The following is a 14,977-nucleotide window of genomic DNA, read 5'->3' as shown; positions in this document are numbered from 1 at the left end:
TTTAACTATGGGTGCTCTCGAAAATCCGATCGGCGGAGGCGGCAACAAAACCGCTATAGAGTTTGCCGTTGGCCATTGGGTAGCGCTTGGCAAATTCGTAAAAGCAGCTCGGAATGACTGCGTCCTGGTCGGTAAAGTGCGCGGTAACACGGTCGGCCATAGTGGACGACTGTTCCAGGCAGTCCTGCGGTGAACCTTTCACTTCTCCACCACTGGCATTCACGGAAAAGCCCTGTTCTTTCAGCAGCGTGTTGATGTCTGGTACCGAGTGAATCGTGTCCAGGTGGTTTATGCTCACGGTAAAGTGGTTGGCGCGATAGCCCCAGGCTGCCAGCCAGCCGGCGTATTCACTTTCCTCAAGCAACTGTCGATAGGTTGAGTAATCCAGATGCCAGTGTCGACCTGAGTAGAGAAAGTCATCAGCCTGCACTCTTTTCGGGTCGATCTGGTCTACCAGACCCTGCACCACCGCTTGCAGCTGGTCTGAGCATTGTTCGACCAGCAGTTCGGAGATAAACACTTTTGGCACCTCTGGGTCCGGGTGCTCGTAATGCCGGGCATAGAGCTTCTTGGCTTCAAAATGGTATTCGCCACCGGGTTGGTAACCTAAAGCCAGGAAATGCGCAGCCAGGGCGTCCAGACCCACCGGCGCCAGGTTGAAGGTTCTCAGGGCGATATGATCATTGACGATGGCGGTGTTCTCGCGCTCGGCCAGCAGGGCATGAATGCGGTCTGCCGAAGGTGTTACGGCCCGGTAGTCTTCCCAGAGCGCGCGAAACAGGGTGTCGACGTCAGAGTGCATAGTGAACCTCCGCAGAATCTGTGACATGGATTGAGGCCGCCGGAATGGCTTGCTGGCCCAGGGGCAGGGCTCGTACTGATGCGCCCACACTGAGGTCCAGCGCATCGGCTTGCTTGGTTGAAAGCTCGATCCGGCCGCTGGCCAGGGCGTGAGTGTCTGTATTCACAACCATCGCGCGAAAGCCCTCGAGCCCGGTATTAGTCACAAGCACCGGGCGGCCTGTGTCTGTAAGGTGTTGGTTTCCGGTTGTGCTGATCTCTACCGACATCAGTGCAGCTTCCCGGACACTGCGGATGTCATCTGTCCGGCATTCAACGGTGGGGCCGGCATCGAACAGATCCACCAGCCCCCGATGGCGGAACCCCTCTGCCTTGAGCATCGCCAGCGCGGGCCTGGTGTCCGGATGCACCTGACCGATGACAGCCCGGGCCGGATTGCTCATTAAATGAGTATAGAGCGGTAATGAAGGCATCAGGTCCTCGACGAAGTCCAGTGAACCAGCACCCGCCAGTTGCGTGACCTGGCTGAAATCCAGATCAATAAAGTGATCCCGCAGCCAGTCCCAGAAGGGCGACTGGCCGTGTTCATCAGCCACACCCCGCATCTGGGCAATGGCCAGGTTCGGAAAGCGGTCCAGATGTTGGGCGATAAAGGCGAAGCGGACTTTGGAGAGTAATTTGCCGGCATTGGCGCGGCGAAAAGCCGGGCGCAGATACAGTGAACAGAACTCCGTACAGTTCCGGTAGTGCACGCAGCGGGTGAGCGCGCCCACGGAGCGCCGGAGCCCCAACTCTCTGGAGTGATGAGTGAGGGTGCTGTGGCGAAAATGGTAAAGCGGTTGCGACCGGCCGGTTCCAGAGGTAATGCCGGTTGTACCCATGATCTGCCCGGAAGTTTCCTCTTCAAGCACAAACAGGTAGCGTTGTTCGCTGTGGTCGACGGCCTGTGAGCGGAAGCTGCGAATCGAGCCCTCAATTTTTCGGGATAGCCGGTCTTTGTCCGGCATCAGGGAAGTAAATCCCGGGCCGGACTCGCAGGCTATCTCGTACAGATCGTTCAGGTCGTCATGACGAACCGGGCGAATAATCATGGCGGCACCTCAAAATTGTTTTTTATCAGTATGAGTGCGTAAGCCGCCGATTTGCAGTGTCAGAATGTTCGAAATGATCTATTGTTTTGTTGAAATGATAGGTTTGGGGGTCAAAATGACAGAAAGTCGAGATCAGAAACTGCTTGCCCTGCTCCGGCGCAATGCCCGTACGAGTGTGACCGAACTGGCCAAGGCACTGCACGTGTCCCGATCAACGATTCAGAATCGTATTGCCAGGCTGGAGGCCAGCGGCGTCATTCGCGGCTATTCAGTGATTCTGGGAGGGGATTATCTGGAAGGGCAGGTGGAAGCCCACGTGTCTATCAAGGTCCGGCAGAAGCTGACCGCCAGAACCAACACGGAACTGGAGCGTATCAGCCAGGTGGCACAGTTATTTGCCGTGAGCGGGGAATATGACCTTATAGCGATTGTCCAGGCCCGTACTCTGGAGGAGTTAAGTAAGGTGCTGGACGACATCGGCAATCTCGAAGGCGTCGAACGAACCAACTCAGCCGTCGTGCTGGAAACCCGCTTCAAACGTTAGCGTTTAACGGTCAGGAACCGAGCATGCCTGCCCAGGCGCTGTAGAGAAAGGCACCGGAACCGACCAGAATCAGGGCCCAGGCCGGAAAGATCAGAACAGAGCGCGTTGACGATTTCATAACGACCTCCTGAGGTGATGACAATCTTTACGCTGCAACTTTCAATCTAGACCAGACTTGACGGATGTCACGAAGTATTTTGAGTGACAGGTCTCAGATTCGAGCTAAACGGCCAATCACCGGGATTGTTATTGCTATTGAGGGAGTCGGAAAGTTGGCTAGTATGGAGAGGAAGAAAACAATAACAAGGACGCACAATGGCCGTAGATCCGAACAAGCAGACTTCGCTGCATTGCCTTTATTACTGGGCAGAGCATACTCCCGACAACGTTTTTTTGACCCAGCCATACCCCGACGGGCGCGTTGAAGATATTACCTGGCGTGAAGCCGCCGACCAGGTGTCGCGCATGGCCGCTCACCTGAACACGCTGGGGTTGCCTCAGCGAAGCAATATCGGGATTCTGGGCAAAAACAGCGCCCACTGGATTCTGTCCGATCTGGCCATCTGGGCAGCAGGGCACGTCAGCGTGCCGCTCTATCCAACTCTGAATGGCGAGACCGCAGCCTATATTCTGGACCACAGTGAAGCTCAGATGCTGTTTCTCGGCAAACTCGACGGCACGGCCGATGGCTGGCATGACATCAAGGGCCATATTCCCGAGCAATTACCGATTATCTCGCTGCCGCTATCGCCTCGGGACGACACGCCCAAATGGCAGGACATTATCGCCGAGCAGTCCCCGGCGAAACCGAAACTGCCCGATCCCGATGATCTGGCCACCATTGTTTACACCTCCGGCAGTACCGGGCGGCCGAAAGGCGTGATGCACAGCTTCCGGACCATGATCTCGGTTGCCGACGGGCTGCAGCAGCTATTCCCGGTGTCGGCCAGCGAACGTATGTTGTCCTATCTGCCCCTGGCCCATGTGGCCGAACGGGCGGCGGTGGAGACCCAGTCACTGTATTACGGTTTCCATCTGTACTTTGCCAATTCGCTGGATACCTTCCAGGAGGATCTGCAGCGGGCCCGGCCAACCCTGTTTTTCTCGGTGCCTCGCCTGTGGATGAAATTCTACCTGGGGGTGAATGCGAAGTTGCCGCCCAAGAAGCAGAAACTGCTGTTCAATATCCCGATTCTGAACACGCTGGTTAAGAAAAAGGTGCTCAAACAGCTGGGGCTGGATCATTGCCGGGCGGCACTCACCGGTGCGGCTCCGCTCTCGGCAGAGATCATCGGCTGGTACCGAAGCCTTGGTCTGGAGTTGCTGGAGGTCTACGGCATGTCGGAGAACTTCGGCTATTCCCATGCCAACCGTCCGGGCCAGGCCAAGGTGGGCACCGTTGGAATGGCCAACCCGGGTGTTGAACATCGGATTGGGGAGGGCGGCGAAGTTCAGGTGAGGAGCCCGGGCCAGATGCTCGGTTATTACAAGAACGAGGAAAAAACCCGGGAAGACCTGACGGATGACGGTTTTCTCAAAACCGGTGACATGGGTGAAATTGACCGTGATGGATGCCTGCGCATTACCGGGCGGGTTAAGGACCTGTTCAAAACCTCAAAGGGGAAATACGTGGTGCCGGTGCCTATCGAGAACCGGTTCAATCACCCCAAGGCGGAAGTGGTGTGTGTGGCCGGTGCCAACCAGCCCCAGCCGTGCCTGATGGTACTGCTTTCCGAGGAGGCCCGCGATGAACTGGAGCGGGGAGGCAGTCGCAGCGAGCTGGAACAAGAGCTGGCGGAGGAACTGGACTCCGTGAATGCGGAATGTGAGTCCCACGAAAAGGTGGCTTTTGTCGTCGTGGTGCGTGAACCCTGGACCATGGAAAACGGTATGCTCACACCCACCATGAAGATCAAACGCAATGTCATCGAGGATTTCTACAACCGCAAGATGGACGAATGGTTCGAGCAGAAACGCAAAGTGATCTGGGAATTCTGACCAGGTACAAGCGAACAAAAAAACGCCGGCATGGAAACATGCCGGCGTTTTTTATTCAGCAACCCCGAAAGGCGTGCAGTCTGTTTTAGTGGCCGCCCTGAACCTGGGGCATATCCTGCGCCACGGCTACCGCCTTGCGATTGAAAATTCGCACCTTGCGGCTGATAAACTGCATCGCCTGCCTTGCGGCAGCGCGGGTATACTGGCGCCTGACCTCAGTACTGTTGTGGAGGATACTGGACGGCAGCGGTTTAACGGTTGCGATATGGTTCTGAGTCATAGCGCCTTCCTCCTTCATCTGGTGGATTGTTAGCGATCTATCTTTAATTTACGTTCAATTCTAAGGATTCTTTTTTGCAGCTTGAATACGTTAAAATCCGTACCCTTGTTGCAAATATGCAGTGATTATGGACTGGGATTATCTTCGATATATAAGGGCCCTTGCAATAGGCGGAACGCTTGCAAAAGCCGGTGAAATTCTGGGTGTTCACCAAACGACTGTTTTACGGCGACTTGATCAGATGGAAGAGTCGCTGGGGGTGCAGTTTTTTGAGCGTAACCAGAGCGGATTGCAGCTCACCCCCGTGGGAGAAATGGCCTTTCGGGAGGCTGAACGGCTGGCTACCGATATGGAAAACCTTGAGCGCAAACTGGTGGGGGATGATTCCGCACCGGTTGGCAAGGTTCGTGTGGCCGCTGAAGACGTGATGATGAATGAACTGCTCAGCCCGATTCTGGCCGAGATGGTGCGCACCTATCCCGAGATTGAGCTGGAAGTTCTCACCGATAACGATGTGGCTAATCTCAGCCACCGGGAAGCCGACCTTACCCTTCGGCCGGAGAACAAGCCCCAGGCAACGCTGGAGGGTGAACGGATTGCCGCAATCGAATCCGCGGTCTATGGCGCAGCAAAATACTGCCGCCGGCACCGGAACATGGATATTGAGAATCAGCCGGAAGGCTGTACCTGGATACTGCCAGACGAATCCTTCAGCCACCTGGCAACGGGGCGCTGGTACCGCAAACAGCTGAAAAATGTCACGTCGGTGATTCGCTGCAATAGCCTGCAGTCCATGCATGCCCTTGCCCGGGCCGGGGCAGGCCTGGCGGTGCTGCCCTGTTACCTGGGCGACGCCACCAGGGAATTGCGGCGGCTGTCCGATCCTCTGGAGGGCGAAAGCATCGACCTCTGGCTCCATGTAAACCAGGATACCCAGCAGATGGCCCGGGTCAGAATGGTCATGGAGTTTCTGGTAGAGCGCTTGCAGGGTCTGGAGTCGGTGATCGAGATTTCGGGAGCCCTGTAGCTCAGTCTTCAGCCGAGCAGAACGGCCAGAACTGGTACCAGCGCCAGCACTGGAACTCCGCTTCGCACTGCTGCAACTGGTTGTGGTAGCGGTAAGCCCTGGCCCGGACCCGGCTGGCCAGGGCCTGAAGCTGCGGCTTGCGGTCGAAGGAGCGCCGGGCATAGCCGGTTCTGCCTTCATGGTAGGCCAGGTACAGTTCCCTCGGGGCGGTATAGGGGATACCCAGTTGCTGGTGGCTCAGGCGGTTATACCAGCCGACGAAATCCAGGGCATACTGCATATCGCTGCGCACCGTCAGCCAGTCACCATCGTTTGCTGCCAGGTATTCCTGCCAGGCTGGATCAAGGGCCTGGGCGTATCCGAAGGCTGTGGTTGGTCTTGCCCACGGAATCAGACCCCATAGCCGGGTACGCGGTGGTCTGGCATGGCTTCGAAACGATGATTCGTAATAGACAAAGGCCATCTGGGTGGCAATGGGGGTTCCCCAACGTTGTTGTGACGCGCTGGCATAGTCGTACCAGACCGGATGCTCCCGGAAAATGTCGCAAAGGTTTTCCGGTCTCGCCGGGGGATCCGGAGCCAGCAGGCTGAAGCGGAGCGTGGCCCAGATCCCGATCAGTAGGCCGGCCACCGGTGGCCCATACCATTTGGCCAGGCGAAGCCAGCGTGCTTTTTCAGCCTTATGGCGGCTCTTTTTCTTTCGGCCTGACCTGTTGCGTATTCCTACCAAACTGTCATCTCCTGAACCCCTGGATTGCTTGCTGCCAGCCTTGGGCCCATGGCATAAGAGAGTCATTGCATTAGTCAGGATGATAGGTAAATGAAGCGATTGGCCCTAGTTAAAACTGTTTTAGTCGTTGCCATGCTTGGCGTGGGCTCAGCTCAGGCGGCCCCGGATGCCGCCAGCGTGCTCGAAGCCTCCCCGATTGACGACATTGTTGAGCAATACCCGGCGATGCTAAGCCAGGGTATTCGGGAAGGGCTGAAACAACGCGGTCAGGTGCCGCCCATGGTGGCGGATACCGTTGGCTATGTTGTGAGCAGCAGTTTCAGCGCCGACAAAATTGAGCAGCAGATCATTACCGATCTGCAAGCACAGCTCACGGACGAACAGCTTCAGGCGGTAAGTGAGTGGTACCGGACACCCGTCGCCCGAAAAATTTCGAGCGCAGAGATTGCCGCCTCGGCGCCGGAAGCCTGGCCGCAGATACAGGCCAGCGCGCCGGAATTGAATCGAAAGTACAAAGGCACTCCCAAAGCCGAGATGTTCGATCGATTCGACCGGGCCGCCCGGGCAACCGAAAGAGCGGTGGATACCACCATTGCTGTTCAGTTGGGGTTGGCCACTGCCATGTCGGCGCTCAGCAGCGAATCAATGCACTACGAGCAGTTGGAGCGCCGTATCGAAAACCAGCGAGGAATGCTTCGGGGTGTGGTTGGCCAGCAGGTCTACGACAGCTATCTTTATACCTACGACAAGATGAGCGCCCAGGAGCTGGCACTGTACCTGGAGTTCCTCGAAAGCCCCGCTGGTAAGCAGTTTTCTCAGGTTGTGACCAGCAGTATTCAGCAGGCGATCATGGAGCCGGTGGAAAGCATAGGACGGCAGATATCGAGGTTTATGGCACCGCCGGCGGGGTCGGAATAGGACGCACTCCGGCCGGCGTCGGAGATATTCCGAACACCGGCCGGGCCGATCATCGGATCAGCTGCGGCTGGTGACTTCCAGCAGGTGGTAGCCAAACTGGGTCTTGATGGGGCCGATCACAGTATTGAGCTCGCTGTTGAAAACGGCTTTGTCGAACTCCGGAACCATCTGGCCCGGCCCGAAAGAACCCAGGTCGCCGCCGTTACGGCCGGAAGGGCAGGATGAGTGCTGCTTGGCGACTTCGGCGAAATCCTGGCCACCTTCGATAGCTTTCTTCAGTTCCTCACACTTGGCTTCACTGTCTACCAGAATGTGGCGTGCGGTTGCTTGTGCCATGATCAATTTCCTGTCGTTGGGTGAATGGAACACAGACCGGAATGCTGCCCGCAGCGGCGCCCTGAGGCAAGTGGTTTTTGTCCGTGTTTCTGCGGCCTCACAGTCTCTGGTGCAAACCTGTACAATGCCGGCTTTCTTTTCGCCGGCTCTCGTCGGCCTCTACTTCGACAGGTTTGTTTCTTGATCTCCACCGCCAATCTCACCATGCAGTTCGGGGCCAGGCCCCTGTTTGAAAATGTGTCGGCCAAATTTGGCAACGGCAACCGTTACGGCCTGATCGGGGCGAATGGTTGTGGTAAATCCACCCTGATGAAAATTCTGGGTGGTGATCTGGAGCCATCGGCGGGCCAGGTCATGCTGGAACCGAATACCCGGCTGGGTAAGCTCCGTCAGGATCAGTTTGCCTATGAACAGTGCTCAGTGATGGACACTGTGATTATGGGCCACGAAGAACTCTGGAATGTGAAAAAAGAGCGGGACCGCATTTATTCGCTGCCAGAGATGAGTGAGGAAGACGGTATGGCCGTGGCAGACCTGGAGGTGCAGTTTGCCGAAATGGATGGCTACACCGCGGAATCCCGAGCCGGTGAGTTGCTGCTGGGCCTGGATATTCCTCTGGAGCAGCACAACGGCCCCATGAGTGCTCTGGCGCCGGGCTGGAAACTGCGTGTGCTGCTGGCACAGGCTCTGTTTTCTGACCCCGACGTACTGTTGCTGGATGAGCCCACCAACCACCTGGACATCAACACCATCCGCTGGCTGGAAAACATTCTGGTGGCCCGCAACAGCACCATGATCATCATCTCTCACGACCGTCACTTTCTGAACAGTGTATGTACCCACATGGCGGACCTGGATTATGGTGAGCTGCGTCTGTTCCCCGGCAACTACGACGAATACATGACCGCCGCCACCCAGGCCCGAGAGCGCATGCTGGCGGACAACGCCAAGAAAAAAGCCCAGATTGCGGAATTGCAGCAGTTCGTCAGCCGCTTCTCCGCCAACGCCTCCAAGGCCAAACAGGCCACCTCTCGCGCCCGTCAGATCGACAAGATCCAGTTGGAAGAGGTGAAGCCCTCAAGCCGCGTGAGTCCCTTTATCCGCTTCGAGCAGGGCAAGAAGCTGCATCGTCAGGCCGTGACTCTGAAAGGTCTGACCAAGGGCTTCGATGAAGGCCCCTTGTTCAAAAACCTGGATCTGCAGATTGAGGCGGGAGAACGCGTGGCTGTTATTGGCCCGAACGGGATTGGTAAAACCACACTCCTGCAATGCCTGGCTGGCGCTTATGAGCCGGATGCCGGCGAGGTGAAGTGGACCGACAGTGCCGAGGTTGGATATTTCGCCCAGGACCACACCGCGGATTTTGCCCGCGACGAGACCCTCACCGACTGGATGGCGCAATGGACCACCGGCGGCGAACAATTAGTGCGCGGCACGCTGGGGCGAATGCTGTTTTCCGGTGATGATATTGGCAAGTCTGTAAAGGTAATCTCGGGGGGTGAGCAGGGCCGCATGCTGTTCGGCAAACTGATCCTTCAGAAACCGAATGTGATGCTGATGGACGAGCCCACCAACCACCTGGATATGGAGTCTATCGAGGCTTTGAACCTGGCGTTGGAGAACTATCCGGGAACGCTGATTTTCGTAAGCCATGATCGTGAGTTTGTCTCTTCGCTGGCGACGCGGATTATTGAGCTCACAGCTGATGGGGTGACTGACTTCAGTGGCTCCTATGACGATTATCTTCGGAGCCAGGGCTACCTATGAATGAATCACAGGTTGTAAGCGCCAGCCGGCAATGGGTTGAAGAAGTGGTGGTTGGTTACAACCTCTGCCCCTTCGCCAAGCGCGAGTTGGTCAAGAACCGCGTGCGTTTTGTCGTCAGCGAGGCGGAGAATGAGGATGAGCTGCTACAGGCGTTGCAGTCAGAGTTGCAGCGCCTGGAAGATGAGCCGGACGTCGAAACCACGTTGTTGATCCATCCTGGTGTGTTGCAAGATTTTTTCGCCTACAACGAATTTCTCGATGCCGCGGATGCCTTGCTGAGCTATCTGGAGCTGGAAGGTGTCTTTCAGGTTGCCAGTTTCCATCCGGACTATCAGTTCGCCGGCACCGATGCAGAGGCCGCGGAAAACTACACCAATCGATCACCGTACCCCATGCTGCACCTGTTGCGGGAAGCAAGCCTGGAAGCGGCTATTGATCACTATCCGGACGTAGATGGTATTCCCGACCGGAATATTGCGTTGATGAATGAGCTCGGTGTGCAGAAGATGCGTACTATTCTGAAACGGTGCACCGACGCCGAAACCTGACATTCCGAGCCTCTGAGTTGTAACGGAAATGACTGAGCATCGAACCCGCCCATTCAGTTCCAGCCAGCGCCTGCCCGAGCTGGAAACGCCGCCTGTGATGCATAACCCGAACGAAGCCGGGGCGTTGCTGGCGGAGTTTATCCAACAACATCCAAGATTGATGATTCTCACCGGAGCCGGCGTGAGCACGGATTCCGGTATTCCGGATTATCGTGATGGCGATGGTGCCTGGAAGCGTAAGCAACCGGTGCAGCATAAGGCGTTCATGGAGGACTTCCTCACCCGCCAGCGATACTGGGCGCGCAGTCTGATTGGCTGGCCGGTCATGCGTAATGCCGCGCCTAACCCGTCCCATCACTACATTTCGGATCTGGAACTGCTCAACCACAGCAGCCTGGTGGTTACCCAGAACGTGGATCGTCTTCACCAGAAGGCGGGCACCCGGGCGGTGACGGATCTACACGGGCGGGCGGACGAAGTCGTGTGTATGGGCTGCGGCTATCGTTGCCCCCGGGATGAGGTACATGACCGTTGCGCCGAGCTCAATCCCGGATTTCGGAAGTACACAGCGGAGACGGCACCGGATGGGGATGCCGATCTGGATGTGGATTTTTCCGAGTTCCGACCGGTGGACTGCCCCAGATGCGCCGGTATCCTGAAACCGGATGTAGTGTTCTTCGGGGATTATGTGCCAAAGGACAGGGTGTACTCTGCGCTTGATGTACTCAAGGCGAGCGATGGCCTGTTGGTGATCGGTTCGTCGTTGATGGTGTATTCCGGCTTCCGTTTCTGCCGCTACGCCAGCGAGTGGAAAAAGCCCATTGCCACCCTGAATCTGGGGCGGACCCGGGCTGAGGATCTGGTGGATCTGAAACTGAACGCGAGGATCGGGGAGACCCTGAAGGCCTCCCTCGATCAGTTGTGAGCGTTATTTACATCAGGTTGTAGATGAACACCACGCCCACCGCAATCGGGGTGATGAAGCGCACGGTGACAAACCACAGGTTGAACGTACCCGGTGACAGGGCCAGCTCCTTCTCCATGGCCGGTTTCGACATTACCCAGCCGGCCATCAGCGCGACCAGTAGCCCACCCAGCGGCAGCAGGATGTTGGCGGTGAAGAAGTCCAGCAGGTCGAAGATGGTTTTGCCTTCCAGCATCGGGATGAAGCCCAGTGGTGCGAAATCCGCCCACAGGTTCAGCGACAGAATAGAGGCAATACCCAGAGCCCAGCACACCACACCGGCACCCAGCGTACTGACGGTGCGGTTCATGCCTTTTTGTTCTTCCAGCCATTCAACGATCGGTTCCAGCAGGGAAATGCCAGAGGTCCAGGCGGCGAAAATCAGAAGTACAAAGAACAAGGTGCCGAACAGTGAGCCCATGGGCATCTGACCGAAGGCCAGGGGCAGGGTCTGGAAAATCAGGCCAGGGCCAGCACCGGGCTCCAGGCCGTTGGCAAAGACGATCGGGAAAATAGCCAGGCCGGCCAGCAGGGCGACACCGGTATCAATCACCGAGACGGTAATGGAGGTTTTGGCGATGGAAATATTCTTGGGCAGGTAGGAGCCATAAGCCATCATCACTGCCATACCCAGGCTCAGAGTAAAGAATGCGTGTCCCAGTGCCACCAGTACGCCGGAGGTGGTGAGCTTGGAGAAGTCCGGCTGGAACAGGAAGGCTGCCGCCTGGCCAAAGTGGCCGGTGGTCATGGCGTAGCCGACCACAATCAGTAGCAGCACAAACAGTGCCGGCATCAGAATGCTGACGGCCCGCTCCAGGCCGGAGCGCACACCTTTCGCCACCACCAGCATCACCAGGGCCATGAACACCGTGTGCCACAGCAACAGGGTGCCGGGATTGCTCAGCAGGCCGGAGAAAATCGCACCCACGGCATCTGCGGTCTGGCCGGAGAGCTGGCCGCTGGCGGTGGTGCCAACGTAGGAAATGGCCCAGCCACCAATCACCGAGTAAAACGACAGAATCAGGAAGCCTGCAAGAATGCCCACGGCGCCGACCAGTTTCCAGGCCGGGTTCAGTCCGTCCCGCTGGGCAATGGCCTTGATGCTGTTAACCGGGCTGTGGCCACCACGACGGCCGATCATCACCTCGGCCATCATGATGGGAATACCGATGATGGCGATACACAGCAGGTACACCAACACAAAAGCGCCACCGCCGTTTTCGCCGGTTACGTAGGGGAATTTCCAGATGTTTCCGAGGCCCACAGCGGAACCGGTGGCCGCGAGGATGAACGCGAGCCGTGATGACCAGAGCCCGCGCTGGGCATTGGAGCCCTCAAGGCTGCCGGAATAGGCAGCAGAACCGGATGATGAGACAGACATGGTTTTCTCCCGAAGGTCTTGTTGTTGTTACTGGGGTTAAAAATGGAGCCGCAGAGACTGCGGCTCCCAAGGGGAAGCACCGGTGTCAGGTTATCCGGTGCGAGACAGCCGCTGGGGCGCCAGCCCAGCACCCGCGGCATGCTTGGTGAACCGCTCTTCAGCCAGTTCATTGGCGATTTCACCGGTAGGGAGCCCGGTGCGGTCAGAACGGTTAAAAATTTCGGTCAGGGTGTCGCCGATGGTTTCCACATGGGCGCGCACTTTTTCCGGGGATGCCCCTGTGCGTTCGTAGAACACATCAATGATGCCGCCGGCGTTAATCGCGAAGTCCGGAGCGTACAGAATGCCCCGCTGTTTCAGTGCCGCGTCGTGTTCCGGGCGATCCAGCAGATTATTGGCCGCCCCTGCGACGATACCGGCGCGAATGGCAGGAATACTGCGGTCGTTCAGGACGGCGCCCATGGCGCAGGGTGCGATAACATCCACGGGCAGAGTCAGTATGTCTTCCGCCGAGGCGGCGTGTGCACCGAGCTGGTCGACAGCTCGCTGCATGTTGTCGGTGTGAATATCGTTCACCCAGAGTTCAGCGCCAGCGTCTTTCAGGTGTTGGGCCAGACGGAACCCGACATTACCGATGCCCTGGATGGCTACTTTCAGGCCGGTAAGGTCGTCGCTGCCGAGCCGGTGTTTTACTGCTGCTCTGAGGCCAACAAAGGTGCCGTAAGCGGTGACAGGAGAGGGATCCCCGTTACTGGGGGTGCCGTCGAATCCGGTACGGTAGGCAACTCCGGCCACATGGCGGGTATGGCGCCCCATCACTTTCAGATCCGGAACGCTGGTGCCGGAGTCTTCGGCCGCAATGTAATGGCCTCCCAGGCTTTCCAGGTGCTTGCCCATAGCCTCCAGCAGGGCTTGTGTTTTGTGCTTGCGCGGATCGCCAATAATCACGGATTTGCCACCACCCAGGTCCAGATTGGCCAGGGCCGATTTGTAGGTCATTCCCCTGGACAGGCGAAGCACATCTCGCAGCGCTTCTTCATCACTGGCGTAAGGGAACATTCGGCAACCGCCTAAAGCGGGGCCGCGGGAGGTGTTGTGAATAGCGACAATGGCTTTGAGGCCGGTTTCGGCATCGCAGAAAAACGACAGGTGTTCGTGGTGATCGAACTCCGGATGGCTGAACAGCATGTTGAAATCCTCTCCCGCACAGCCGGATCCCGGCGGCAGGTTCTGTCTTGTTTTTGTCGGTCTGGCTTGTGGCCAGGGTGTCGATTTCAGGTGTCCTCCCGAAGGATTGGTCGGGTTGCCCTTTTGGGGCCGGACGAAATTCAAGCTAATGCAAGTTTACGTGAACGTCAACCTTGGCGGCCGGCGGAATTGTGAACTTGTTTGATTTAATCATCTAACTGCCTGAGCACTGGTAAGAAAAAAAACGCTTAATGGTGGTTTCTACCTATACGCGTTTTGCACTATCCGGCTTAGCTTCTTCAGATGTCTGTCGCCTCCTATCCTTATCAGTTTGATTCGCGGAAAGTCCGTTCCGAGTTCTTCCGCCTGCTCCCCATCTCATTCTTTGTGGTGGCGTTTGGTGCTGCCTTTGGTCTGGCCGCCATTCAGGAAGGGTTGACGCCGCTGCAGTCTATCCTGATGAGCACGACCGTGTTTGCTGGCGCTTCGCAGTTTGCGGCGGTGGATATCTGGGGCGCCGATGTCTCGGTTCTGCCTTTGATCGCCGTGGTTTTTGCCATCAATTCCAGGCACCTGCTGATGGGCGCCTCGCTATACCCGATGCTCAGGGAAGTCTCCCCCGGGCGGCGTTATGCGCTCTTGCTATTGCTGACCGATGCCAACTGGGCGGTCTCGGCCCAGGATTACCAGAATGGCAGGCGCAATCTGGAAGTGATTATCGGGGGTGGCCTGGTTCTGTGGCTGGCCTGGATTGTTGGTACAGCCCTGGGTGTCTACTTCGGCGGTTTGTTACAGAACCCCAAAGCCTTCGGGCTGGATATGGTGCTGGGTTGCTTCCTGCTGGCCATGGCACTGGGTGGCAATAAATCCCCGCGGGTGCTGGTCGCCTGGTGCGTTTCCGGCGCAGCCTCCCTTGCCGCCTGGAAATGGCTACCGCCCAATATGCACGTGGTGGTTGGCGCGATCGCTGGTGGTCTGGTCGGTTTGTTCTGGCTGGAACACAAAACCGAGGTGGCGGATAACCAGCGGGAGGTGTCTGGTGACCATTGAAACTACAACCCTCGGTGTGCTGGCGCTGATCACTATCATGACCGTGGTGACACTGATTACCCGTTTTGGCGGCGTGTTCGTGATGTCGTTTGTGCGCATCAACCCGAGGGTAGAGAGTTTTATCAATACCATGGCCAGTTCGGTGCTGATCGCCATCATTGTACCCATGGCGGTGGGTGGCGATCTGGGTGCGCTGGCAGCACTGGTAGCCACGGCGGTTTCCCTGCTTGTGTTCCACAAGCCGCTTCCCGCTATCGCTATTGGCTTGCTGGCCGCTGCGACGGTTCGTTATTTGCTCTGATGTCGTCGGTGGGTGTGGTTGAAATCTGCTCAAGTTTTCGGTGATGGTGCCGT

The 14,977-nt window shown here is 57.3% G+C and carries 16 protein-coding genes; 9 read left to right on the top strand and 7 right to left on the bottom strand.

The window, feature by feature from the left end; genetic code table 11:
- Position 1 precedes the first annotated feature (1 nt).
- Together C7436_RS07340 and C7436_RS07335 are read right to left on the bottom strand one after the other, a co-directional pair.
- Positions 2–802, bottom strand: coding sequence for a DUF1338 domain-containing protein (locus C7436_RS07340; protein ID WP_121207220.1), 801 nt, complete (start codon positions 800–802; stop codon positions 2–4).
- On the bottom strand, positions 792–1,892 hold the full coding sequence (locus tag C7436_RS07335) for an arginine N-succinyltransferase (RefSeq protein ID WP_121207219.1): 1,101 nt from the start codon (positions 1,890–1,892) through the stop codon (positions 792–794). Before C7436_RS07335 ends, C7436_RS07340 begins: the two co-directional genes overlap by 11 nt.
- A 115-nt stretch (positions 1,893–2,007) precedes the next feature.
- On the opposite strand from C7436_RS07335, the gene C7436_RS07330 reads away from it, so the two are divergent.
- Both C7436_RS07330 and C7436_RS07325 read left to right on the top strand, forming a co-directional pair.
- Entirely contained in the window at positions 2,008–2,436 is a 429-nt protein-coding gene (locus tag C7436_RS07330) for an Lrp/AsnC family transcriptional regulator (RefSeq protein ID WP_014422248.1), read from the top strand.
- A gap of 315 nt (positions 2,437–2,751) precedes the next feature.
- Entirely contained in the window at positions 2,752–4,434 is a 1,683-nt protein-coding gene (locus tag C7436_RS07325; RefSeq protein ID WP_014422247.1) for an AMP-binding protein, read from the top strand.
- 85 nt (positions 4,435–4,519) lie between these two features.
- On the opposite strand, the gene C7436_RS07320 is transcribed toward C7436_RS07325, so the two are convergent.
- Entirely contained in the window at positions 4,520–4,714 is a 195-nt protein-coding gene (locus C7436_RS07320) for a hypothetical protein (RefSeq protein ID WP_014422246.1), read from the bottom strand.
- Between the two features lie 127 nt (positions 4,715–4,841).
- Between C7436_RS07320 and C7436_RS07315 the strand changes: the two genes are divergently transcribed.
- Positions 4,842–5,741 (top strand): LysR family transcriptional regulator, encoded by a 900-nt coding sequence (locus C7436_RS07315; RefSeq protein ID WP_031210210.1) that lies wholly within the window; start codon positions 4,842–4,844, stop codon positions 5,739–5,741.
- A gap of 1 nt (position 5,742) precedes the next feature.
- Here the strand turns inward: C7436_RS07315 and C7436_RS07310 are convergent, their stop codons facing one another.
- Complete coding sequence (locus C7436_RS07310; RefSeq protein ID WP_228198074.1) at positions 5,743–6,471, bottom strand: transglycosylase SLT domain-containing protein; 729 nt, start codon at positions 6,469–6,471, stop codon at positions 5,743–5,745.
- A 90-nt stretch (positions 6,472–6,561) separates the two neighbouring features.
- On the opposite strand from C7436_RS07310, the gene C7436_RS07305 reads away from it, so the two are divergent.
- Complete coding sequence (locus C7436_RS07305; RefSeq protein ID WP_121207217.1) at positions 6,562–7,389, top strand: DUF2059 domain-containing protein; 828 nt, start codon at positions 6,562–6,564, stop codon at positions 7,387–7,389.
- 57 nt (positions 7,390–7,446) lie between these two features.
- On the opposite strand, the gene C7436_RS07300 is transcribed toward C7436_RS07305, so the two are convergent.
- Positions 7,447–7,725 (bottom strand): peptidylprolyl isomerase, encoded by a 279-nt coding sequence (locus C7436_RS07300; protein WP_008939100.1) that lies wholly within the window; start codon positions 7,723–7,725, stop codon positions 7,447–7,449.
- 180 nt (positions 7,726–7,905) lie between these two features.
- Here C7436_RS07300 and C7436_RS07290 point away from each other — a divergent pair, with 180 nt between their 5' ends.
- From C7436_RS07290 to C7436_RS07280, 3 genes are read left to right on the top strand one after another with little or no spacing between them, the layout of a single operon-like run.
- Entirely contained in the window at positions 7,906–9,492 is a 1,587-nt protein-coding gene (locus C7436_RS07290; RefSeq protein ID WP_121207215.1) for an ABC-F family ATPase, read from the top strand.
- Positions 9,489–10,040 carry a DUF1415 domain-containing protein gene (locus tag C7436_RS07285; protein ID WP_022991485.1) on the top strand — a complete coding sequence of 184 codons (552 nt, stop codon included), beginning with the start codon at positions 9,489–9,491 and terminating at the stop codon, positions 10,038–10,040. Before C7436_RS07290 ends, C7436_RS07285 begins: the two co-directional genes overlap by 4 nt.
- Before the next feature lie 28 nt (positions 10,041–10,068).
- Positions 10,069–10,965 carry an NAD-dependent protein deacetylase gene (locus C7436_RS07280; protein ID WP_023009147.1) on the top strand — a complete coding sequence of 299 codons (897 nt, stop codon included), beginning with the start codon at positions 10,069–10,071 and terminating at the stop codon, positions 10,963–10,965.
- Between the two features lie 7 nt (positions 10,966–10,972).
- Here the strand turns inward: C7436_RS07280 and C7436_RS07275 are convergent, their stop codons facing one another.
- Positions 10,973–12,385: a sodium-dependent transporter gene (locus C7436_RS07275; protein WP_121207214.1), complete on the bottom strand. Its 1,413-nt coding sequence runs from the start codon at positions 12,383–12,385 to the stop codon at positions 10,973–10,975.
- A 90-nt stretch (positions 12,386–12,475) separates the two neighbouring features.
- On the bottom strand, positions 12,476–13,573 hold the full coding sequence (locus C7436_RS07270; protein ID WP_121207212.1) for a Leu/Phe/Val dehydrogenase: 1,098 nt from the start codon (positions 13,571–13,573) through the stop codon (positions 12,476–12,478).
- Between the two features lie 303 nt (positions 13,574–13,876).
- Here C7436_RS07270 and C7436_RS07265 point away from each other — a divergent pair, with 303 nt between their 5' ends.
- Entirely contained in the window at positions 13,877–14,623 is a 747-nt protein-coding gene (locus C7436_RS07265) for an AzlC family ABC transporter permease (RefSeq protein WP_121207210.1), read from the top strand.
- Positions 14,613–14,924 (top strand): AzlD family protein, encoded by a 312-nt coding sequence (locus C7436_RS07260; protein WP_121207209.1) that lies wholly within the window; start codon positions 14,613–14,615, stop codon positions 14,922–14,924. The genes C7436_RS07265 and C7436_RS07260 overlap by 11 nt, the downstream gene beginning before the upstream one ends.
- The last annotated feature ends 53 nt before the right edge of the window (positions 14,925–14,977 follow it).

It is taken from the genome of Marinobacter nauticus (assembly GCF_003634635.1).
Lineage (GTDB): Bacteria > Pseudomonadota > Gammaproteobacteria > Pseudomonadales > Oleiphilaceae > Marinobacter > Marinobacter nauticus.
The sequence above is the reverse complement of the archived record's forward strand: the minus strand, read 5'-3'. Positions and strand labels throughout refer to the sequence as shown.